This is a genomic window from Streptomyces sp. NBC_01431 (genome assembly GCF_036231355.1).
GTDB lineage: Bacteria > Actinomycetota > Actinomycetes > Streptomycetales > Streptomycetaceae > Streptomyces.
Genome location: NZ_CP109496.1, coordinates 7,538,554 through 7,560,643, shown reverse-complemented (window position 1 = coordinate 7,560,643; position 22,090 = coordinate 7,538,554). Strand labels below are relative to the sequence as shown.

The window sequence follows — 22,090 nt, the reverse complement described above, 5'->3', positions numbered from 1 at the left end:
GCGGACCTCGTCAGCGGCTTCAGGTGTAGCGACACGCGCCACGGGCGCGAGCAATCCGTACGGGTAGGGACGAGCGCGCCTTCCGGCCACGAGCACACGAACTGCCTGGACCCATCCACGTGTGCCCACGACCTCAGTACCTCCGGCTCGACGGATAATCGACGGCACGATTGCCGTATACGCCCCAACGCGACAGATGCAACCACAAGCCACAAAGCCCACTAGGGCTTCGCGTCGGGTGTCACGGTGAAAGAGGCGATTACCGTGTTGACGAACCAGGACCAACCTAGGATTACGTCTAAGAAGGCACCCCCGATTGGGCTAGTGGCCGCGGTTTGGTGGTCGTTGCGGACGAATCGGAAGTCGCGCTCGGGACGAGAGTCACACTCTCCCGGTTTGGCCGCCAAGGGCTCAACGAGACACGGAGACCTTGCTGTTCAACCTGCCCCGATACCTGCCGAGCAGGGGCTTTGGTCAGACGAATCATGCGGCTGGTCTCTGAGCCACATAATCATTTCGGCTTCACCGTCTTCGGACGCCGACGCACGGCTCTCCGGAACCGAAAACCGCGGGGAACGCCGCTGCCTCACACGGGCCTTCCCCTGGAGCGGGAAGCGGCGTGTGGGCCGCTGGTGGGCAGGGGTCAGTACCGTCGGGCCCGGTAGAGGTCGCGCAGCAGGGCGACCTCGGCGCCGTGGTGCAGCAGTTCCTGGTTGACCCACCACACGATGTCGATGAACGGCTCGTCCGGGTCGCTGCCGTGCGGGTAGGTGCAATGGCCCCACGGTGCCGAATGCGGCCTCGTCAACGCTCAGTAGCGCCCTCCGCCAGGCCGCGGCACCGGCGTCGAAGGCGGCGACCGCCCCTGCTGCGTCCCCGATGACGGGGTAGTCGTGCCGGGTCAGTGCGCGGCCGCCGGCCGTGTGGTCAGCGCGCAGGGTGAGCATTTCGCTGAGGTGGCTCAGGCGCCACGCGGTCGTGGTGAAGGGGGCGGCCAAGGGTGCGGGTAGGGGGCGGCGTCGCGTCCCCCAATCGCCGGTGCCGGCCAGGAAAGTCGCGCGAGACGCCGGCCCGTCCACGCGACACCGTACCGACCAGCAGCCAGGTACTGGCTCCCAGAGGTATTCCTCGTCGTCCATGGGGCCGACCTTGGCGTCCGTCCCGTCGCCGCTGTTCATGACGGGACCTGTCATTCGGTCAGCGAGGCGCTCGCGTGCGAAGTCGAACTGTTCCAGCAGCGGAGACAGGCGGGACTGTGTCGTCATCGGACACTCCTGTTTCGAACTGGTCCCGGGGCGATCCATCACCCTGCTACAGCCGCTTCTGGTTTCCTGAGGGCCCTAGCCGAAAACTTGGCCAACCCGCCGGGCATCGGACCGGCGAGGGGGATGGTCACCGGGGAGCCTGTGCGCCCTCGCCCCGCCGTACCGCGTCACCCGGCAACGACACGAACGTCTTCGACCAGGACAACTTGCCCGCCCCGTCCCTGCCTCCGCAGCCTGGACGCCCCGAGCGATCGGATGGCTCGACGACCGATTCACGGGCTGCTCCGTCCGACTGCGGACACGTCCCGTCGGGCAACTCGCCGGAGCCCCGACACCGGTGTCGTACACGCCGCTGGGCCGCGGCGGCGCGGTACTCCCCGGTCCAGGTCAGCCGGTTGGCTCGTCCGGCACTGGGTGCCCGGGGCGCCTGCTGCCGGAGTGCGGCGCCCCTCGGCGGCCCGTGCCCGCGACATCCGTGTCGGGGATGTCGGGGTCGGGCCGGTCGCTGCGCGTGCTCTGCGCCGCCTCGCCCCCAGCCTCCCATGGGTCGCCGTCGGTGCCCGCCTGCTGGTCCGGCGGGTCCCGGGGAACGGGCTTGGGATGGGGCGCCCCGGCGCTTCCTGGCCCTTCTGGCCTGCGGTCGTTCACGTGAAAACTCCCTTCGACGGGCGGTCGCGCCGGATCAGGTACCCAAGCGAGCGAGAGCCACACCGTTCCCGTGGCGGCCGTCGTGTGACGTCGTCGCAAGCATCCGGTCCGATTGAGATGGCCGGGTTGAGAAGGCCTGGGCCGGGCAGCACCCGCACGATCTGGAAACGGTCTCTGTGCCCTCCAGCCGAAGAGGGTCCGTCTCGTGTCCACCAGCCCCGCCGACGCCCGCGGCGCCGCCGGCCTTCACCCCAGCCGCCCTTCTCCGACGACCGGTCGCAGGAGCATCCCGGCTGGACCGGCCCGATGGCCCCGGTGCCCGATCACGGGGAAGAGATGAAGACCAACTTTCACCAGGTCGTCGATACTGGTGGTAGCCGTCTGCTGGTGTGCCGGAATCGCGGAAAGTGAGAGCCGTCGTGACGCCCCCGCCAAGTTCTCCCACCCCCACGACCGCCGCTGTGTTCGGTGCTCCGTGCTGGGTGAGCCTGATGGTCCGCGACCTCGATGCGGCTCTCGACTTCTACGGTGCGGTGATGGGCTGGACCTTCCGGACCGGGGTGCTGGGCGAAGAGGTCCTGATCGCCCAGGCCGACGGCGCGCCCGTCGCCGGCCTCGGAGCCCTGACACCGGCCTGCCGCGTGGCCACCGCGTGGACGCCCTACTTCGCCGTCACGGACGCCGACGAGACGGCCTCCCGCATCCGCGAGCGCGGCGCCACCGTGGCGGTGGGCCCCCTCACCCTGCACACCGGCCGCGGCGCCTTGGCCTCGGATCGTGATGGCGCCGTCTTCGGGATCTGGCAGGGCCCCCTCATCGACAACTGGGAGACCTGGCGCGACACCGCACCCGTCTGGACCCGCCTGCACACCCGGGACGCCTTCGACGCCGCGATCTTCTACGGGCAGGTCCTCGACTGGGCCGGCGACCGACCGGGATGCTGCGACGTCCAGTACGAGCACGAGGAAGTCATCCTGCGCCACGACGGCCACACGGTGGCCCGCATCACCTCCGGCGCCCTTGAAGCCGCGCCCGACCCCGCAATGCGACCCCGCTGGCACACCCACTTCTCCGTCAGCGACCCCCACTTCCATGCCGCCAGGGCCCAGGCGCACGGCGGCGCGGTCGTGGACCACGGAGCCACCGCCGCCGGTGAGTGGGTCCGGCTCAGCGACCCCGACGGCGCCACCTTCACCCTCACCGCCACCCGGTGAGGCCCTCACCGCCACCCAGTGAGCCGTCGGTGCGGCACCCTCCTCGCGGAGCCCGCCTTCACACGAATGGGTGACGCGAGCCCCGGGAATCTCTCAGCAAGGCGGGGTGCCCCAGATCGGGCCCCTGACGGCGCGGGAGCGCTCGCCGCGGCGCTTGCCCGCGGACACCGTCCAGTGGTCCACACGGTCCGACCGTGCACGAATGTCATCAAGAGGAACCAGGAGCAGCACGACGCAGGGGGTGGATCTCGCCTGCCCCGGGAGCAGCACGTTGACGCCACGGCTGAATCGCTTCGAACGCGGCACGGCCCTCGTCACCGGTTCCTCGCGGTCTCGGCCTGTGCATCGCCCGCGAGCCGGCCGAGCGGGGTCGCCTCGTCATGCTCGGCGCCCGTCACCACGGCACGCCTGCTGGCCGGGACGGCTCGTGCGCTGCCCGGCTCGGGGCGGCGGCCACGCCGCGACGTTCCGGGGGCTGATGCGGCACGACATTCCAAGCTCCCCCGGTGGGTCACCGCCCTTGGAGACCGGGCCGGACGCCGCCTGGGTGAGCCCCGGCCGGGGCGACGCTGAGCACGCGGCGTGCGAACGGGTGAAGTAGCTTTTCGACACCCTCAAATGGCGGCTCGGCATCGATATCTCCGGTTGGCTGGCTCGGAACACACCCCGGTCTCCGGGGCCCGGACTTCCGAAAGCGGTGACGCATGCTGCTGTTTCGTAAGCGTCGAAATCAGGCGAGAGCCGCCGCGCGGAAGGCCGCACTGACCGGGTTCACCGTCGTGGACCGGCGCTCACCACTGGTCGAAATCACCAATTCACTGCTACGGAAGGCGTTTCCCGACCACTGGAGCTTTCTTCTGGGCGAACTGGCCCTGTACAGCCTGTTGGTGCTGGTGCTCACCGGCTCCTGGCTCACGCTGTTCTTCGAACCGGGAACCAAAGAGGCTCTGTATCAAGGCAGTTATATCCCCCTCCGAGGGGCGCCGATGTCGGCCGCGTACAACTCGACTCTGCACATCACCTTCGACATCCGCGGCGGCCTTCTCATTCGACAGATGCACCACTGGGCATCGCTGATCTTCGTGGCCGCGATCTGCGTACACATGTTGCGGATCTTCTTCACCGGTTCGTTCCGCAGGCCGCGTGAAATCAACTGGATGATCGGGGTGGCGCTGTTCTTCCTCGCCTTCCTTGAAGGGTTCTGCGGCTATTCACTCCCCGACGACCTGCTGTCCGGTACGGGGCTGCGCACCGCCAACACCATCGTCATGTCGATCCCGGTGCTGGGTACCTATCTTGCGTACTTCCTGTGGGACGGGCAGTTCCCCGGCCAGCTCCTGAACAACCGGCTGTACATCCTGCATGTGCTGTTCGTACCCGGCGTGATCATCGGCCTGGTCCTGGTGCACCTGATACTGGTCGTCTACCTCAAGCACACCCAGTGGAGCTCCCCCGGCAGGACGAATCACAACGTCGTGGGTCAGCCGATGTTCCCCCACTTCATCGCCAAGTCCACCGGCCTGTTCCTCATGGTCTTCGCGGTGCTGGCCACGCTCGGTGCGGTGGCTCAGATCAATCCGGTGTGGAATTACGGGCCTTACCGCGCCGACCAGGCGCCCACGGGCGTACAGCCGGACTGGTACGTGGGCTTTTTGGAAGGAGCCCTGCGGCTCATGCCGCCGTGGGAGACGTCGGCGGCAGGCCACACGGTCATGTGGAACGTCCTTCTCCCCGCCGTCGTGCTGCCGGGGCTGCTGGCGATGCTGCTGATCGGCTACCCCGTCTTCGAGCGGTGGGTGACGGGGGACCGCGGCGAGTACCACCTGTGCGACCGGCCGCGCGACATGCCCAACCGCACGGCCTTCGGGGTTGCGGCCATCGTCGGCTACGCCGTCCTGCTGGTCGCCGGCGGCAACGATGTGACGGCCTTCTCCTTCCAGCTGTCGGTGAACGTCCTGACGTGGGTCTTCCGAATCGGATTCTTCGTCTTCCCGGTCCTCGCCTTCCTGCTGACCAAACGCCTGTGCCTGGCGCTGCAATCGCACGAGCTTCGCCTGCTGAGCGAGGGCGAGGAGACCGGCGAGGTGGTGCAGAACGTCTACGGCGCCATGGAACCGGGCCATGCGCCGGTGGCGCCCGCACGGCTCTACCGCTTCCTGGCCCGGGACCTGCCCTCCCCCGCCGCGTGCCCGGACGAGTCCGCACCTCGTCGGCAACGGCTGTGGGCCACGCTGAACCGCTGGTACTACCGCCGCCGGGTGACGCTGCCCGCCTCTCCCGTCCAGCAGCGCCGCGTCGAGGAAGCGCTTGCCCAACCCCAACGGAAGGCGCCATGACGCAGACCCGCAGTGAGACGACACTGCCGCAGTCGACGGCCGGCGTCGCAGAAGGCAGCCCGTTCGGCGGGCGGCTGCTGAACTATGTCACCACCACGGACCACAAGACCATTGGCTACATGTATCTCGTCACAGCGTTCGGGTTCTTCCTGTTCGCCGGTCTGCTCGCCATGGGCATGCGTGCCGAACTGGCCCGTCCGGGGCTGCAGTTGTGGGACAACGCCCAGTACAACCAGCTGGTCACCATCCACGGCACCATCATGATGCTGCTGTTCGCCACCCCGACGTTCGCCGGGTTCACCAACGCGGTGATGCCGTTGCAGATCGGTGCGCCCGACGTTGCCTTTCCGCGGCTGAACGCCCTGTCGTACTGGCTCTACCTGTTCGGCGCCCTCATGGTCGTGGCCGGGTTCGTCGTGCCCGGCGGCGCCGCCTCCTTCGGCTGGTTCGCCTACGCGCCGCTGAACAGCGCCGTGCGCTCCCCCGGTGCGGGCGGCGACCTGTGGGCCATGGGGCTGGTTCTGGCGGGCGTGAGCACCACGCTGGGATCGGTCAACTTCATCGCCACCATCGTCTGTCTGCGTGCCCCCGGCATGACCATGTTCCGCATGCCCATCTTCACCTGGAACGTGCTGCTCACCTCGATTCTGGCGCTGCTCGCGTTCCCGGTGCTGACCGCCCTGCTGCTCGCACTTGAGGCGGACCGGAAGTTCGGTGCGCTCGTCTTCGAGCCGGAATACGGCGGCGCCATCCTGTGGCAGCACCTGTTCTGGTTCTTCGGCCATCCCGAGGTCTACATCGTCGCTCTGCCGTTCTTCGGGATCATCTCCGAGATCATCCCGGTCTTCAGCCGCAAACCCATCTTCGGGTACGTCGGCATGGTCGGCGCCACCATCTCCATCACAGCGCTGTCGGCAGTGGTGTGGGCCCACCACATGTTCGTCACGGGAGCGGTGCTCCTGCCGTTCTTCTCGTTGATGTCCTTCCTGATCGCGGTGCCGACCGGTGTGAAGTTCTTCAACTGGATCGGCACCATGTGGCACGGATCGCTGTCCTTCGAGACGCCGATGCTCTGGTCGATCGGGTTCCTGGTGACCTTCCTGTTCGGCGGCCTCAGCGGCGTTCTGCTGGCGTCGCCACCACTGGACTTCCACGTCACCGACTCGTACTTCGTGGTCGCGCACCTGCACTACGTGCTGTTCGGAACCGTCGTCTTCGCGATGTTCGGCGGCTTCTACTTCTGGTGGCCGAAGTGGAGCGGCCGCATGCTCGACGAGCGCCTGGGAAAACTCCACTTCTGGACGCTGTTCATCGGGTTCCAGACCACGTTCCTCGTCCAGCACTGGCTCGGCGCCGAAGGTATGCCACGCCGGTACGCCGACTATTTGCCCTCCGACGGGTTCACGCTGCTCAACACCGTCTCCTCCGCCGGCGCGTTCCTGCTGGGACTGTCCACGCTGCCGTTCCTCTACAACGTCTGGAGGACCGCCAGGTACGCACCCAGGGTCGAGGCCGACGACCCGTGGGGTTTCGGCCGGTCGCTGGAGTGGGCGACGTCCTGCCCGCCGCCCCGGCACAACTTCCGCACGATGCCGCGCGTCCGGTCCGACTCCCCCGCCTTCGATCTGCACCACCCGACCGTCGCGAAGGTGCCCGTCCCGCAGACGCCTCCAGGTCAGGCGACCCCCGATCCCCTCTAGGAGCCGAGCATGAAAGCCGAGTCGTACCTTTTCGGCGGAGTGGCTGTGTTCTTCCTGACCACCGGTGTGGGCTACGGATGGTGGTCGGGGCGGGAGCCGGCCGGGACCGCCGCACTCACCGTCGCGTTCATCATGTCGTCGCTGATCTGCTTCCTCTTCGCGCACAACTACCAGCGCCGCGGTACCAGACCGGAGGACAACGACGGCGGGAAGATCGCCGACCGCGCGGGCCCCGTCGACTTCTTCCCGGCGCGCAGCCCCTACCCGGTCCTCACGGCGACGGGCGCGTCGGTGGCTGCCCTCGGCATCGTTTACGGCCTGTGGCTGTTCATCCTGGGGTTCGGCGTCCTGGCGGCCGGCGTCGGCGGGCTGACCTTCCAGTACGTCCACCGAGGCGAATGACCCCGGCCCCGAATGGTCCGCCCCGATCGAACCGCAGCGGCCGCTGCTCAGGGCAGGGCGGCCGTATCCGCGCCGTCCACCCGCTGGAGCAGATCGTCCCGGTGCAGGCCGGCGATGCCTTCCAGCAGGTCGGGGTGGCGCAGCAGGACCGCGGCTTCGCTGTCGCGGGGGCCGGGAACGGTCAGCCGTCGCAGTCCGCCGACCGCGCCGCGGCCTTCGGAGTCGCTGAGAGCCCGCTGGGCGCGCTCGCTGAGGGCCGGGTCGGCCAGGAGGCAGGCCGCCCAGCTGACGACGGTCTCGTCGACCCAGGTACGCCAAGCGGTGTCCTCGGCCTGCGCGCCGCCCGAGGTGATCCAGTCCAGGCGGTCGGCTCCGCCGGGGCCCAGCAGGTGGAGCAGTTCCATGTCGAGCGCGCCGGGGTAGCGCAGGTGGGCGGCGAGAGTGGTGGCCTGGCGGGCCTGGGCCTCGGCCAGGGCGTACTGGAGCGCGCCCGCGGGTGGCGGGTAGGCGTCCAGGAGCCAGCGGGTGCAGGCTGCTATGACGGGTGTCAGATCGGTGGACACGGCGATCGGTCCCTCTGGAGCGGGCCCGCGCCCAGCGGCTGCTCTGGGTGGGCGAGCTGGTGCGGCGGGGCTGCGCTGTCCCGCGTCGTGGCCGCCCAGTGTAGGCACGCTCCGGCTCCGGGCGGCATGACCGGCGTCACGCCGCGACGCCCAGGACGCCGGGACCGGCTCACGGTGCGGCCCCCGGCGTCCCTCGCCGCGGTCCGGATTACGACTTGCCGCGGCCGGTGACGAAGTCGCGCGCGCGGTCCACAAGGCCGACGCCCGGGGCGAGGAGCTTGTTCGCCGGCGGTGTGCTCGGTGCGGAGGGGTGCGGGCGGGTGGGTGCCATGGACTTGGCCCGGCGGATCTTGTCGCCGAGGTCGTCCAGCTGCTGCGGGGTGCAGGCCTGGCGCAGCATCGGAAAGAGGTTGCTCTCCTCGTCCTGCACGTGTGCGGCGACCTCGTCCATGAGCTGCTGAAGCAGCGGACTCATCTCGGAGGACCCGATGTCCGTCTTCTCCAGCCGCTTGAGGAGCTTCTCGACCCGGTTGTGGTCCTCGATCTCCTTGTCCGCGATGCTGTCGCCGCCGTCGACGTGCTCGCGGACCGCCGGGTACAGGTACTGCTCCTCGGCGACCGAGTGCCGCACCAGTTCGATCGTGACCTGGTCCACCAGGTCACGCAGCTGTCGGCCCTGGCCGCTCATCGCCTGGATGCGGCCGAACATCTCCTCGACCTCTCGGTGGTCGCTCATCAGCTCGTCGATGACGTTGCCGCCGTGCCCCATGTGTTTTCCTCTCGTGCGGTGGGGCGGGGCCGTCCCGCCCAGCACACACGTATCCCCCACGCCCGCATCACGGACGGCGAGCGCCGCCCTCTCACTCGATCGGCGCCTCTCGGCGGGCTCCGCGGTCAGACGGTGAAGAGGACCTTGACGGCGCCGTCCTGCTTCTTCTGGAACGGGCTGGGTTCAGGCTCGGCGTTGCGGGGCTTACGGGGCGTCGCCTTGGTTCGGCCGTTGAGGTGTCTTGCTCCTCCGTGTGGAGGTCCGGGAGATGCCACGCCGGGGGATCGTTGCGTCGCACCACTCGGGCTGGGTACTGGTGAGCAACGGGCCGGCGCGGACCGCGCCGGTTGCAGGCAGGGAGGCTCGGCATGGAGGCTTCGGTGGACCGGATCGCGCAGCCGCGGGGCGCTCGCACGCCTTATGGGCAGCGGGAGAACTGGCCGGCCCGCGTAGACACGTGTCTCGCTGACGTGACCACGGAGGCCCAAGTGCAGCGGTGGGTGCGGGCCGCATCCATCCTGCACTCCGACGGGGACGCCATGGACATCGCGGTCCGCGACGGGCGCATGGTCGGCGTACGAGGGCGCGCGCGGGACCGGGTGAACCATGGTCGGCTCGGCCCGAAGGACTTGTTCGGCTGGCAGGCCAACGATTCGGCGGACCGGCTGACCCGGCCCTTGGTGCGTGAGAACGGGCGCCTGGTCGAGGCGGACTGGGACCGCCAACGAGACGACGATCACCGACTGGGACCCGGCGTCCAAGCAACCGCTGTTCAAGACGGCGGCCGCGGCGCTGACCCTGGTCGAGCGCGCTGACGGGCGACCGGCCCCGGCCCCCACCACCGCGGCCTCCGGGCCCGCCGACGCCGGGAGTGTGCCCGGGACGGCGGGCGGTGGCCACGCCGACGTCTCGCAGTCGCCGGACGACAGCTGGACCGCCCGAGAGGAGAACGGCCGGTGAACGGCATGGCCTTGACGCTGCGCGCGCTGCACCACGGTGAGACGCATCTGTCCAGGGAGCTGCGCACCGTGGCCGAACGCCATGGCGCCGAACACGAGGTGCACCATGTGGCCACCTACCTGGCCCGCTGGTCCAGCGATCATGTCGAGCGCATCGCCGACACGGCGGCCCACTACGAGCTGAACCTGAGCGAAGCGCCGTCCGCTTCGCACTCCGGCTTCATCTCGACGCTCCGGGAGAAGACGGCGCGAGCTGTGGGCCGCCGACCGGAACCGGGGCTGCTCCTGCTGCGCGACCTGCGCGATCTGCACCTGGCCGCGACGGAGAACTCCCTGCACTGGGAGATGCTGGCCCAGGCCGCCCAAGCGGCCAAGGACCAGCGGCTGCTCTCCCTCGCCTCGTCCTGTCATCCCCAGACGCTGCACCAGATGCGCTGGACCAACACGATGATCAAAACCTTGTGCCCTCAGGTGCTGACCAGCCTGTGAACCAGTGCGAGAAGCCTCTTGCGGCTCCGCAGGGGCGACCCGCTCCCCCGCTCGGTCCGCGGTAAAAGGGAGCGAGGCCCCGGGCGCCCATGCGGTGGCGCGCGGGACCTCGCGTCAGGGTGCCGGCCTCAGGCCGGGTAGGGGATGTCGGCCTCACCGGTGTCGGCGGGGTTGACGTGCAGGGGTCCGTCCGGGCCGCCGATCCGCAGCTGCCAGGGGTGGGTGCTGTCGGTGGTCACCCTCAGGCGGTCGCCCGTGCGGCGCAGGTGGAAGCGGGCCGTCTCGCCGGGGCCGTCGGTGCGCGGGATCAGCACGGTGCGCTCGGCGCCGTCGGCGAAGGCGTGGACGCGCAGTTCGACGCCGTCGGCCCAGGCGGAGACCGGGTGCTGGTCGTCCGCGCCGAGCGGGATGACGGAGTCGGGGCGGGCGAGCAGCGGCAGGGTGTGGAACCCGTGTTGTTCACGTACCCAGCGTGGGCCGGTGACCTGGCCGCCGGTCAGGATGTTGGTCCACGTCCCCTCGGGCACGTAGTACTCGACCGTGCCGTCGTCGGTGAAGACGGGGGCGACGAGCAGGTCGTCGCCGAGCATGTACTGCCGGTCGAGCGTGGTGGCGGCCGGGTCGTCCGGGAACTCCAGCACCATCGCGCGCATCACCGGGACGCCGGTGGCGTGTGCCTGCTGGGCCGCGTGCTGGAGGTAGGGCGCCAGGCGGTGCTTGAGCAGGGTGAACTCGCGGGTGACCTCGACGGCCTCCGCCCCGAAGTCCCACGGCACGCGGTAGGACTTGCTGCCGTGCAGCCGGCTGTGCGAGGAGAGCAGGCCGAACTGCGTCCAGCGCTTGAAGACCGCGGGAGTCGGAGTGCCCTCGAAGCCGCCGATGTCATGGCTCCAGAAACCGAAGCCGGACAGGCCCAGGGAGAGCCCGCCGCGCAGCGACTCCGCCATGGCGTTGAAGTGGGACTCACAGTCGCCGCCCCAGTGCACCGGGTACTGCTGGCCGCCGGCGGTGGCGGAACGGGCGAAGAGCAGTGCCTCGCCCTCACCGCGCTCTTCGCGGAGCAGCTCGAACACCGTCTGGTTGTACAGGTGGGTGTAGTAGTTGTGCATCCGCTCCGGATCGGAGCCGTCGTACCAGACCACATCGGTGGGGATGCGTTCGCCGAAGTCGGTTTTGAAGCAGTCCACGCCGACGTCAAGCAGGGTGCGCAGTTTGCCTGTGTACCAGTCTCGGGCGGCGGGGTTGGTGAAGTCCACCAGGGCCGTGCCCGGCTGCCACAGGTCCCACTGCCAGACGCTGCCGTCCGGCCGCCGCACCAGGTGGCCCTCGCGCATGCCCTCGGCGAACAGCTCCGACTTCTGCGCGATGTAGGGGTTGATCCAGGCGGAGATGCGCAGGCCCTGCTGCTTGAGGCGGGCCAGCATGCCGGCCGGGTCCGGGAAGGTCTCCGGATCCCACACGAAGTCGCACCACTGGTACTCGCGCATCCAGAAGCAGTCGAGGTGGAAGACGCTCAGCGGGATGCCGCGCTCCGCCATGCCGCCGACGAACCGGTTGACGGTGGCCTCGTCGTACTCCGTGGTGAAGGAGGTGGTCAGCCACAGGCCCAGAGCCCAGGCCGGGGGCAGTGCCGGGCGGCCGGTGAGCGCGGTGTAGCGCTCCAGGATCAGCTTGGGTGTCGGGCCGTGGACGATGAAGTACTCCAGCGACTGGTCCTCGACGCTGAACTGCACCTGGCCGACGGACTCGGAGCCGATCTCGTAACTGACCTTGCCGGGGTGGTTGACGAAGACGCCATAGCCACGGTTGGTCAGGTGGAACGGGACGTTCTTGTAGGCCTGTTCGCTACTGGTGCCGCCATCCGCCTGCCAGATGTCCACCACTTGACCGTTGCGGACGAACGGGGTGAACCGCTCTCCCAGACCGTAGACCAACTCCCCTACACCCAGGGAGAGTTGTCCGAACATGTGGTGACGGCCGTCTCCGTCTGTGGCGTAGCCGGTGCCACGCTCGCCCACCGAGGTCAGCACCCGGCCACCGGCGGTGAACTCCAGCTGCCACGGCTTGGCGGTGTCCACGCGCAGCGTCAGTTCGCCGGCGCAGAGCTCCACCAGGTCGCCGTCCCGGCGCACCTTTCCGGCGTCCGGTTCGGAGCCGGGCAGCGCGAACTCCGGTCCGTGCCGCACCGAACCGGCGTGGTGGGTGGTGCGCACCCCGATCACACCCTCGGCCGGGGACCAGCACTCGATGGTCAGCAGTGGGCTGTTGAGCGTGTCACCGCGGCCGCGGACGTGCTTCACGGGCGCGTAGAGGGTCATCCGGTCCTCGTCGGTCCGGACGTCAGCGACCTCGGCGGCGCAGCGCGCGGTGACACCCGGGCGCATCAGCCAGTAGCCGTCGGTGAACTTCATCGGGCAGGTTCCTCCGTCCGCGCGCGGTGCGCGGTGATCAGACCCCGGTACCAGTGGTAACTGTCCTTGGGGGTTCGGGTCAGGGTGTCGTAGTCGACGTGGACCAGGCCGAAGCGCTGTTCATAGCCGCGGGCCCATTCGAAGTTGTCCAGCAGGGACCACCCGTAGTAGCCGCGCACGTCGACCCCGGCCGCCACGGCGTCGGCGACGGCGGCGAGGTGGTCGGCCAGGTAGTCGATCCGTTCCGCGTCGTGGACGCGGCCGTCGGGGGTGACGCTGTCGGCCTCGGCGGAGCCGTTCTCGGTGATCCACAGCGGCGGGAGCTGCGGGTAGCGGGAGTGGAGGTCGCAGAGCAGCTCGGTGAACGCGGACGGGACGACGGGCCAGCCCATGGTGGTGAGCCGGGTGCCGTACGGGTTCGGCTCGGTGACGCCGATGTCCACGGCGGTGCGCAGTGCGGGCACGTCCTCGCGGCGTGGGGCAGCCGCGACGGTGATCGGCCGGTAGAAGTTGATGCCGACGAAGTCCAGCGGCGCGCCGATCAGTTCCAGGTCCCCCGGCCGCCGCCAGGGGCCGTCGGCCAGCCCCTCCCAGGTCTCGGCCTCGTGCTCGGGGTAGCGGCCGGTGAACAGCGGCTCGGTCCAGACCTCGTTGTGCAGTACCTCGGCCCGGCGCAGGGCGGCGAGGTCCTCGGGGCTGTCCGAGACGGCGTGCAGGCGGTCGAGATTGAGGGTGATGCCGACCTCGCGGGCGCCGGCCGCGCGCAGCTCCCGGACCGCGAGCCCGTGGCCGACCAGCAGGTGGTGGGCGGTCGCCAGCGCCCCGCGGCCCTCGCGGGCGCCGGGCGCGTGCCGGCCCTCGGCGTACCCCACGAAGGCGGGGCAGAACGGCTCGTTGAGGGTGATCCAGCGCTCGACCCGGTCTCCGTAGCGCTCGGCGGCCACGGCGGCGTACTCGGCGAACGCTTCGGCGCTCTCCCGCACGCGCCAGCCGCCCCGGTCCTCCAGGGCCTGCGGCAGGTCCCAGTGGTACAGCGTGACGGCGGGCGCGATGTCGGCGGCGAGCAGTTCGTCGATCAACCGGTCGTAGAAGTCCAGGCCCTTCGGGTTGACCGGGCCACTTCCCCGCGGCAGCAGGCGCGGCCAGGAGATGGAGAAACGGTAGTCGTCGACACCGAGGTCGCGGAGCAGGGCGATGTCCTCGGGGTAGCGGTGATAGTGGTCGCAGGCGGTGTCTCCCGTGGCGCCGCCGACGGCACGGCCCGGGGTGTGGTTGTAGGTGTCCCAGACGGACGGGCCGCGGCCGTCCTCGTCGTGGGCGCCCTCGATCTGGTAGGCGGCGGTGGCGGCGAAGCGGAAATGGGCGGGCAGCTCCGGGAAGGCTGGGATGCTCATGCGGCGGTACCTCACGGGTCTTTCGGGGATCGTCGCGGAGCCCGGCCGGTGGGCGGCCGGATTCGGCGCACGGCGGTCACAGCTCCGGTGCCAGTCCGAGGTCGAGCAGCCAGGAGAGCTGGGCGGGCGGGGTGGAGCCACAGCCGCCGCCGTGGTCGGCGAAGGGCCACACCGTCATGGTCCGGTTCTCGCCCGCGTAGTGGTTGAAGGCGGCGTAGACGGTGGAGGGCGGGCACACCGGGTCCATCAGGCCGACGCCGAACAGGGCCGGCGCGGTGGCGCGCTGGGCGAAGTTGACGCCGTCGAAGTAGTCGAGGGTGTCGAAGGTCGGCTCCACCCGGTGCCGGCTGTGCCAGCGCAGGTACTTGGCGATCTCCGGGTACGGCCCCTCCCCGGCTATCTGCACGGCGTGGCGGAAGTGGCACAGGAACGGGACGTCCGGCATCACGGCCGCCACCCGGTCCCCGGTGAGGCCGGCGACGGCGAGGGCCAGACCGCCGCCCTGGCTGCCGCCGCTCACCACGATCCGGTTGCTGTCGAGGCCGGGCAGTTGCGCGACTGCGTCCACGGCGCGCACGCAGTCGGTGATCAGCCGCCGGTAGTAGTAGTTCTCGGGAGAGTCGATGCCCCGGGTCATGAAGCCCTCGACCCACTGGGTGCCGTCGCCCATGCCACGGTCCGGGGTGTCATGGCCCTGTCCGCGGCTGTCGACCACGAGTTGGGCGTATCCGGCAGCGGACCAGAACAGGTGCTCGGTGGGCAGCCCGCGGCCGCCGCAGTAGCCGATGTAGGTGACGACGACGGGCAGCGGCCCCTCCACGCCGCGCGGGCGCAGCAGCCAGGCGGCCACCGGCTCGCCGTTCCAGCCGGGGAACCGTACGTCGTCGACCTCGACGGTGCGCAGCGCGTACTGCGAGGTGACGCGTTCGGCCTTGACCGCCGTGCCGTGCGAGCGGGCGTCGGCGAGGGTCCGTCGCCAGAACGCGTCGAAGTCCTGCGGGATGGTCAACTCGGGCTGGTAGCGGACGAGTTCGTCAAGTGCGAAGTCGGTGAGCGGCATGGAGACTTCCTCCGGGTGGCGCGATGACGAGCTGATGTGATGGGACGTGAGCAGCGACATGGGACCCGCCTCCGGGCGGGCGGGTGGCGGGGGTGGAACGGAGCCGGGACCAGGGCGCCGGGCGGGAACGGTTGGCGGCCCGCCCTTGATGGGCGGGCCGCCGGTGTGTGGGGCGAGGAGCCTCAGTCAGCCGCGGCGAAGCGGAAGGCGGAGAGCCGGAAGTCGCCGTGCAGGGTCAGGGTGAGGTCGTGCACGCCGTCGAGCGGGGCGGCGAGCTCGGCGGTGGTGACCGTTCCCGCGTGGCGGTCGCCGGTGACGGGCACGTCGATCTGGGTCAGGACCTGGGCGCCCAGCCGGACTTCGAGCCGCGCCCCGCCCGTGCCGACGCCCTCGCGGGTGGTCTCGGCCTCGACCCTGGCCGCCCCGGAGAGGTCGATGTCGCGGAAGAGGAGCGTGGCGGGCTGGGTGGGATCGGTGGGCGTTACGGCGTCACCGTCCAAGCGGGTGGCGTCGACGATGGTGACGTCCTCGTAGTCGTCGAAGTCGACCGCCGGGATGCGGCGTCCAACGCCGACCCGGGGCGCGGCGGCGGCCCCGGTCACGGTGAGCGGCGCACTGAGGACCGGGTGGTCGGCGCAGCGGGCGACGATCACCTCGTAACCGCCGGGGTCGACGGCGAAGGTGGCGGTGGTGACGTCCCAGTGGGCAAGCTGCTGGGCCGACAGCCGGAAGGTCAGCTCGCGGCTCTCCCCCGGCTCCAACCGGACCTTGCGGAAGTCGGCAAGGCGCAGCCGGGGTGCCTCGTAGCGGGCCTCCAGGGGCCGGACGTACACCTGGACGACCTCGCTGCCGGGCCGCTGTCCGCTGTTGGCCAGGGTCACCGTGACGTCGACCGAACCATCCTGGCTGATCGACGGCTGCGACAGGCGCAGGTCGCGGTGGGCGAACTCGGTGTAGGACAGGCCGTGGCCGAAGGGGTAGAGGGGGGCGGCCCGGTGGTACTGGTAGGTCCAGCCCGCCTTGATGATGTCGTAGTCGAGCGGGGCCGGCAGCGGGTCGTCACCCCGGTACCAGGTCTGCGGCAGCCGGCCCGCGGGCTCGGCCTCGCCGAGCAGGACGGCGGCCAGCGCGTGTCCTGTTTCCTGCCCGCCGTGGGAGGTCCACACCACGGCGGGCAGGTGTTCGTCGGCCCAGTCGAGGGCGTACGGGTAGCTGCTCATCACGACCAGCGCCGTTTCCGGTCGGACGGCCGCGACGGCGCGCAGCAGCGCCTGCTGCCCCTCGGGCAGGGCGATGTCCGCGCGATCCTCCGTCTCGCGGCCGTTGACCATCGGGTGGTTGCCGAGGACCACGACCGCGACATCGGCCGCGGCGGCGGCCTTCCGCGCCTCGGCCGCGCCGTCGCGCAGCACTTCCCTCTCCCAGCGCTCGGCCTCGGCCGCGGTCTCGGCGGTGACCCTCACCCTGCCGTCGGTCGGGTCCACGGCGGCGTAGCGCCCGGTGAACAGGGAGCGGAGCAGCACGGTGTCCGCACCGGCCGGCTCCAGCCGGAAGGTCTCCTTGACGAACCAGCTTTTGATCACTTCCTGGTCGTCGTCCACCGCGTCGTCGTCCTGGAGGCTCAGGAAGCGGCCGGTGTCCGCGGCGCGCAGGGTGAAGGCGCCGCCGCCCCAGTCGGTCACGTCGAAGGCGCACTTGCCGAGCACGTCACCTGTGGTGCGCGAGCGCAGGGTGATCCGGTCGGAGCCCTCCACGCGGACCACCTCGCCGCCGTGGGCGCCGACGGCCTCGGTCAGTCCGGTGGCGATGCTCACCTGGTACGGCATGGTGCCGCTGTACCAGTCCTCGCACAGCGTGCCGGCGAGCGGGCCGATGACGGCGATCCTCGGGGTACGGAGCGGGTCGAGCGGCAGCAGGCCGTCGTTCTTGAGCAGCACCGTCGACTCGGTCGCGGCCTGCCGGGCCAGGGCGCGGTGCTCGGGACTGTCGATCACCTCGGGGCCGGTGCCGGCGTAGGGGTCCAGCTCGGGGTCGAACTCGCCGACGCGGAAGCGCACTTCAAGCTGTCGCCGGACCGCGCGGTTCACGTCGGCCTCGTCGATCAGACCTCGCTCCAGCGCCTCGCGCAGCCGGCCGACCGGCGTACCGCTGTCCTCGCCGTGGTCGGTGAAGCTGTCGATGCCGGCCTTGAGCGCCGCCGCGTGGGACTCGACGTGGTCGTCGAAGTAGTGCTCCGGGTCGACCAGGTTGGAGGGGGCTTCGGCGTCGCTGACCACGAACAGTTCGTGACCGGTCGGTTCGGCCCAGCGGCGCAGTTCCGCCTCGATCAGCGGACTGACATGGCAGGGGCGGCCGTTGACGAGGTTGTAGGCGGCCATCGCGCCGGTCGCGGCGCCGGAGGCGACGACGGGACGGAAGGCGGCCAGGTCGTACTCCTGGAGTACGCGCGGACGCAGCCCGGAGGAGGTGGTGCAGCGGTCGTCCTCGTTGTTGTAGGCGAGGAAGTGCTTGAGCACCGGGGCGGCCCGCAGGTAGGTCGGGTGGTCGCCGGTGAGGCCTCGGCAGAACGCCTCTCCGATCCGGGCGGTGTGCACCGGGTCCTCGGAGTAGGCCTCCTCGTTGCGGCCCCAGCGCGGGTCGCGCAGCAGGTTTAGCACGGGGGCCCAGGCCTGTAGTGAGTTGGCGCCCCGCTCGGCCGTGCTGATCGTCGGCGGATGGTGGTAGTGGAAGGCCCGCAGCTCGGTCGAGACCGCGTCGGCGACCCGGCGCACCAGTTCGTCGTCCCAGCTGGCGCCGAGGCCGACGGCCTGGGGAAAGACGGTCGCCACCCCGAGCCAGGAGACGCCGTGCAGGGCTTCGCTGCCGGTGCGGAAGGGAGCAAGGCCAAGACGCGGCACGGCCGGCGCGTACTGGTGGAGCATCGCGAGCCGTTCGTCGAGCGTGAGCCGTTCGACCAGGTCGTCGACGCGCTTTCGCAGCGGCAGTGCGGGATCACGGAAAGCAGGCAGGTCAGCTGCGGACACGGGAACGGAACTCACGTGGAATACCCCTCGGCGGGCTGGAGGCGATGGGCCGTTCATCGAAGCGCTTCGACGCTGCCACGCTCGAAAAGAGCTGTCAACTACCCAGTACAGAAAGGACTTTGGATTAGTCCAGCCTCTTGCCCAACTGGTAACGCGTCATTAGTCTCGCCGAAACATCCAAGCGCTTCGACGTACCGACGGAGAGGGGCCACGCCACCATGAGTTCCGGGTTGAACCGCAGGAGCTTTCTGAGCACCACCGCCACGATCGCGGGAGCTGCCGCGATGACGCCCCTGCTGTCCGCCTGCGGCGGCTCGACCGGCAAGTCCGGCGCGAACAGCAAGGAGGGCCTCAAAGCGGCCCTGCCGACCTTCGTGCCGAACAGCAAGGCGGTCAAGGCGGACATAGCCCCGGTACAGGGTGGTGCCGACGCCGCGACCGACCCGGCCTACCTCAGCTACCCCGCCTCCCCGCCCACGAGCGTCTCCGGCATTCCGGGCAAGGGCGGCAGCTACACGGCGGTCACGCCGCTGTGGGGCACCAACCCGCCGGTCGGCAACTCCTTCTACCAGGCGATGAACAAGGCCCTCGGAGTCGAGCTCACCGTCAAGCCGGCGGACGGGAACAACTACAACACCATCGTCCCGACGATGACCGCCGCGAAGAAGCTGCCGGACTGGATCAACCTGCCGTCCTGGTGGAACGCCAACTTCAACACCGGCAAGCTGGCCGGCACACAGCTCGCGGACCTGACCCCGTACCTGTCCGGCGACAAGATCAAGAAGTATCCCAACCTGGCCGCCCTCCCCACCGCCGCCTGGCAGATCGGCGCCTGGGGCGACAAGCTCTACGGGATCCCCTGCATGTCCACCAACTTCGCCATCACCGGCCCCGTCTACTACCGCCGGGACATCCTCGATTCCCGGGGCATCACCGCCGACCAGGTGAAGTCCGCCGACGACCTGATGAACCTCGGCAAGGAACTGACCGACGCCAAGCGGGGCGTGTGGGCCTTCGACGACGTGTGGACCTATCTGTACACGGCCTGGGGCGGTCCCCAGAAGTGGAAGGTCGACAACGGCAAGCTGGTCCACCTCTTCGAGACCCAGGAGTTCCTGGAGGCCCTGGACTGGCACTACCGCCTGGCCACCTCGGGCTATATGCACCCCGCCGCTCTCGCGGGCGACCAGGACGGCCTCACCCGCTTCTACAGCGGGAAGTCCCTCATCCAGGGCGGAGGAGGGGGCGCCTGGAACCTGGCCGACTACCAGTCCGGCGTCGCGGCGGACCCGAAGTACCGCCGGGGCGCCTTCAACGCGCTGGCCGCCGACGGCAAGAGCACACCCGTGATCTACATGGGTGCCTCCACCAGCATGATCAGCTACCTCAACGCCGGCCTGAAGCCGGCTCAGATCGAGGAGCTGCTCGCCGTCGCGAACTACCTCGCCGCTCCCTACGGCACCGCCGAGTACACCTTGATCAACTTCGGTGTCGAGGGCGTCCACCACACCCGGGTGAACGGCGTGCCGACCTTCACGACCGAGGGCAAGAAGGACGTCCAGCCGCAGGCCTTCCCGTTCCTGGCCGCTCCCTCGGCCGTGCTCAGCAACCCGGGCGGCGACGTCGTCACCAAGGACTACTCGGGCTGGCAGGCCGCCAACGTCAAGACGCTCACCAAACCGTGCTTCTGGAACACGAACTACAGCATGCCGCCGGCGATCGCGGCGGCCGAAGCCGCGCAGAGCGTCAATGACACCATCAAGGACTGCTACCACGGCAAGAAGAAGGTCTCCGATGTGCAGGCCGCCGTCTCGAGCTGGAGGTCCGGCCCCGGGGAGCGGCTCAAGCACTGGATGACCGACAACGTCCTCAACAAGAACGGCACCGGTCAGTGAGCACCACGCGGTCGGAGCGCCCGGCAGGGCCGGTGCGACTCAACTGGCGGATCAGGCTGCGCCGCGACAAGTCTCTCCTGCTGATGGCCGTGCCCGCGGTCGTTTTGCTCCTGGTGTTCAACTACGTCCCGCTGTTCGGCGTGGTCACCGCCTTCCAGGAGTACGACCCGCTGGACGGGGTCTGGCACAGCCAGTGGGTCGGATTCGACCAGTTCCAACAGCTCTTCAACGACCCGGCGTTCTGGGCCGCGCTGAAGAACACGCTGTACCTCAGCTTCGTCCAGCTCGTCCTGTTCTTCCCGATCCCGATCGTGCTGGCCCTGCTGCTCAACTCGGTGCTCAGCGAGCGGATCCGCAACTTCTTCCAGTCCGTGGTCTACCTGCCACACTTCTTCTCGTGGGTCCTTGCGGTCACGATCTTCCAGCAGATGCTGGGCGGCGCCGGCGCGCTCAACCAGTTCCTGCGCCAGCACGACCTCGGCACCTGGGACATCATGACCAACCCGCACACCTTCGCACTGCTGGTCACCTCGCAGGTGGTGTGGAAGGAGGCGGGCTGGGGGATCATCGTCTTCCTCGCCGCCCTCAGCGCGATCAACAGCGAGCTGTACGAGGCCGCGGCGGCGGACGGAGCCGGGCGGTTCAGGCGGATGTGGCACATCACGCTACCGGGGCTGCGCGGGGTGATCGTGCTGATGCTGGTGCTGCGCCTGGGCAACGCGCTGTCCGTCGGCTTCGAGCAGTTCCTGATCCAGCGGGACGCGGTCGGCCACGAGGCCGCGGACGTCCTGGACACCTTCTCCTTCTACTACGGCATCGCCAGCGGCGGCTACAGCTACGGTGCGGCGGCCGGGCTCTTCAAGAGCGGGGTCTCGCTGCTGCTCATCTGGGGTGCCAACCGGCTGGCGCACGCTTTCGGCGAGGACGGGTTGTACCGGAAATGACCACCACACTCACCATCGCGTCCCGCAGAGCCAAGCGCGAGGCCACGGCCGCCTCCCGCCGCAGGGCACGGAGCGCCCGCCCGCCCTGGGAGGAGCCGCCGACCGCCGTCGGCCAGGCCGCCAAGGGACTCACGCTCGGCGGGACGCTCGCCGTCATTCTGGGCCCGCTCTGGATCATCGTGCTGACCAGCTTCTCCACGCCCGGCGCCGTCAACCGGGCCGGCGGTCTGGTGATCTGGCCGGACGGCCTGACCACCGAGACCTACCGTCAGATGCTCAGCGACCCGACCGTCCGCACCGCACTCCTTGTGAGCCTCGGCATCACCGTGGTCGGTACCGCGATCTCCATGGCCGTCTCGATCCTGTGCGCCTACGGGCTCTCGCGGCCCCGGTCGCTCGGGCACCGCTTCGTCCTGATGCTGCTGATCGTCACGATGTTCGTCAGCGGCGGCCTGATCCCGAGCTTCCTGGTGGTCAATGGGCTCGGCGGCTACGGCCAGTGGTGGGCGCTGATCCTGCCGAGCGCGGTCTCCGTCTTCAACATCCTGGTGCTGCGCGCCTTCTACCAGCAGACCTCGGCCGAACTTATCGACGCCGCCCGGATAGACGGCGCCGGGGACTGGCGCATCCTGTGGTCCGTCGTCCTGCCCACCTCACGCGCCGTCACCGCGGTGACCGCGCTCTTCTACGCCGTGGGCTACTGGAACTCGTTCTTCAACGTCATGCTCTACATGCCGACGGACAGTCAGAAATGGCCGCTTCAGTACGTGTTGCTCACATATGTCAACCGGGGCAACGGTCTGCCCGGTTCCGTCAACTCGGGCTTCGGGAGCACCCACGCGCAGACCGCACCGCTGTCGCTACAGATGGCGGTCGTGGTCCTCACCCTGGTACCACTGGTGATCGTGTACCCGTTCGTGCAGAAGCACTTGCGCACCGGCGTTCTCACCGGCGCGATCAAGGGCTGAGCCCTCCGCGCCGGACCCGAGGCCCCACGGACCGGGAGCGGTCCCGGGCA

Annotated in this window: 17 protein-coding genes and 1 pseudogene; 10 read left to right on the top strand and 8 right to left on the bottom strand. The window is 69.6% G+C overall.

Annotated features, from left to right (window positions below; translation table 11 throughout):
• Positions 1–643 precede the first annotated feature (643 nt).
• Together OG522_RS34465 and OG522_RS34460 are read right to left on the bottom strand one after the other, a co-directional pair.
• Complete coding sequence (locus OG522_RS34465) at positions 644–808, bottom strand: hypothetical protein (protein WP_329466967.1); 165 nt, start codon at positions 806–808, stop codon at positions 644–646.
• Positions 809–1,652: 844 nt separating this feature from the next.
• Entirely contained in the window at positions 1,653–1,913 is a 261-nt protein-coding gene (locus OG522_RS34460; protein WP_329466966.1) for a hypothetical protein, read from the bottom strand.
• 491 nt (positions 1,914–2,404) lie between these two features.
• On the opposite strand from OG522_RS34460, the gene OG522_RS34455 reads away from it, so the two are divergent.
• The 4 genes from OG522_RS34455 to ctaF all read left to right on the top strand — a co-directional run bounded on the left by OG522_RS34455 (position 2,405) and on the right by ctaF (position 7,565).
• Positions 2,405–3,127, top strand: a complete 723-nt coding sequence (locus tag OG522_RS34455; protein WP_329466965.1) for a VOC family protein — start codon at positions 2,405–2,407, stop codon at positions 3,125–3,127.
• A 707-nt stretch (positions 3,128–3,834) separates the two neighbouring features.
• A complete protein-coding gene (qcrB, locus tag OG522_RS34450) occupies positions 3,835–5,463 on the top strand; it encodes a cytochrome bc1 complex cytochrome b subunit (protein WP_329467849.1) in 1,629 nt (542 codons plus the stop codon).
• Complete coding sequence (gene ctaD / locus OG522_RS34445; RefSeq protein ID WP_329466964.1) at positions 5,460–7,163, top strand: aa3-type cytochrome oxidase subunit I; 1,704 nt, start codon at positions 5,460–5,462, stop codon at positions 7,161–7,163. Before qcrB ends, ctaD begins: the two co-directional genes overlap by 4 nt.
• Positions 7,164–7,172: 9 nt before the next feature.
• Positions 7,173–7,565, top strand: a complete 393-nt coding sequence (gene ctaF, locus OG522_RS34440) for an aa3-type cytochrome oxidase subunit IV (RefSeq protein ID WP_329466963.1) — start codon at positions 7,173–7,175, stop codon at positions 7,563–7,565.
• Between the two features lie 47 nt (positions 7,566–7,612).
• Here the strand turns inward: ctaF and OG522_RS34435 are convergent, their stop codons facing one another.
• Together OG522_RS34435 and OG522_RS34430 are read right to left on the bottom strand one after the other, a co-directional pair.
• Positions 7,613–8,128: a hypothetical protein gene (locus OG522_RS34435; RefSeq protein ID WP_329466962.1), complete on the bottom strand. Its 516-nt coding sequence runs from the start codon at positions 8,126–8,128 to the stop codon at positions 7,613–7,615.
• A gap of 208 nt (positions 8,129–8,336) precedes the next feature.
• Positions 8,337–8,897 (bottom strand): hemerythrin domain-containing protein, encoded by a 561-nt coding sequence (locus OG522_RS34430; protein ID WP_329466961.1) that lies wholly within the window; start codon positions 8,895–8,897, stop codon positions 8,337–8,339.
• Between the two features lie 368 nt (positions 8,898–9,265).
• On the opposite strand from OG522_RS34430, the pseudogene OG522_RS34425 reads away from it, so the two are divergent.
• The 3 genes and pseudogenes from OG522_RS34425 to OG522_RS34415 form a co-directional block, all read left to right on the top strand.
• Positions 9,266–9,628, top strand: a pseudogene (locus tag OG522_RS34425) (nitrate reductase); the annotation flags it as partial.
• Positions 9,582–9,857, top strand: a complete 276-nt coding sequence (locus tag OG522_RS34420; RefSeq protein ID WP_329467901.1) for a hypothetical protein — start codon at positions 9,582–9,584, stop codon at positions 9,855–9,857. The pseudogene OG522_RS34425 and the gene OG522_RS34420, both read left to right, overlap by 47 nt.
• A complete protein-coding gene (locus tag OG522_RS34415) occupies positions 9,854–10,345 on the top strand; it encodes a hypothetical protein (protein ID WP_329466960.1) in 492 nt (163 codons plus the stop codon). Before OG522_RS34420 ends, OG522_RS34415 begins: the two co-directional genes overlap by 4 nt.
• 128 nt (positions 10,346–10,473) lie before the next feature.
• Here OG522_RS34415 and yicI read toward each other — a convergent pair whose 3' ends face one another.
• The 4 genes from yicI to OG522_RS34395 form a co-directional block, all read right to left on the bottom strand.
• Positions 10,474–12,756: an alpha-xylosidase gene (gene yicI / locus OG522_RS34410; protein ID WP_329466959.1), complete on the bottom strand. Its 2,283-nt coding sequence runs from the start codon at positions 12,754–12,756 to the stop codon at positions 10,474–10,476.
• Positions 12,753–14,150, bottom strand: coding sequence for a GH1 family beta-glucosidase (locus OG522_RS34405; protein WP_329466958.1), 1,398 nt, complete (start codon positions 14,148–14,150; stop codon positions 12,753–12,755). The genes yicI and OG522_RS34405 overlap by 4 nt, the downstream gene beginning before the upstream one ends.
• Before the next feature lie 76 nt (positions 14,151–14,226).
• Positions 14,227–15,210, bottom strand: coding sequence for an acetylxylan esterase (locus tag OG522_RS34400; protein WP_329466957.1), 984 nt, complete (start codon positions 15,208–15,210; stop codon positions 14,227–14,229).
• Between the two features lie 182 nt (positions 15,211–15,392).
• Positions 15,393–18,290, bottom strand: a complete 2,898-nt coding sequence (locus OG522_RS34395; protein ID WP_443074784.1) for a glycoside hydrolase family 3 C-terminal domain-containing protein — start codon at positions 18,288–18,290, stop codon at positions 15,393–15,395.
• A gap of 161 nt (positions 18,291–18,451) precedes the next feature.
• Here OG522_RS34395 and OG522_RS34390 point away from each other — a divergent pair, with 161 nt between their 5' ends.
• From OG522_RS34390 to OG522_RS34380, 3 genes are read left to right on the top strand one after another with little or no spacing between them, the layout of a single operon-like run.
• Complete coding sequence (locus OG522_RS34390) at positions 18,452–20,128, top strand: ABC transporter substrate-binding protein (protein WP_329466955.1); 1,677 nt, start codon at positions 18,452–18,454, stop codon at positions 20,126–20,128.
• Positions 20,125–21,072, top strand: a complete 948-nt coding sequence (locus OG522_RS34385) for an ABC transporter permease (protein WP_329466954.1) — start codon at positions 20,125–20,127, stop codon at positions 21,070–21,072. Before OG522_RS34390 ends, OG522_RS34385 begins: the two co-directional genes overlap by 4 nt.
• Positions 21,069–22,040 (top strand): carbohydrate ABC transporter permease, encoded by a 972-nt coding sequence (locus OG522_RS34380; protein ID WP_329466953.1) that lies wholly within the window; start codon positions 21,069–21,071, stop codon positions 22,038–22,040. Before OG522_RS34385 ends, OG522_RS34380 begins: the two co-directional genes overlap by 4 nt.
• The last annotated feature ends 50 nt before the right edge of the window (positions 22,041–22,090 follow it).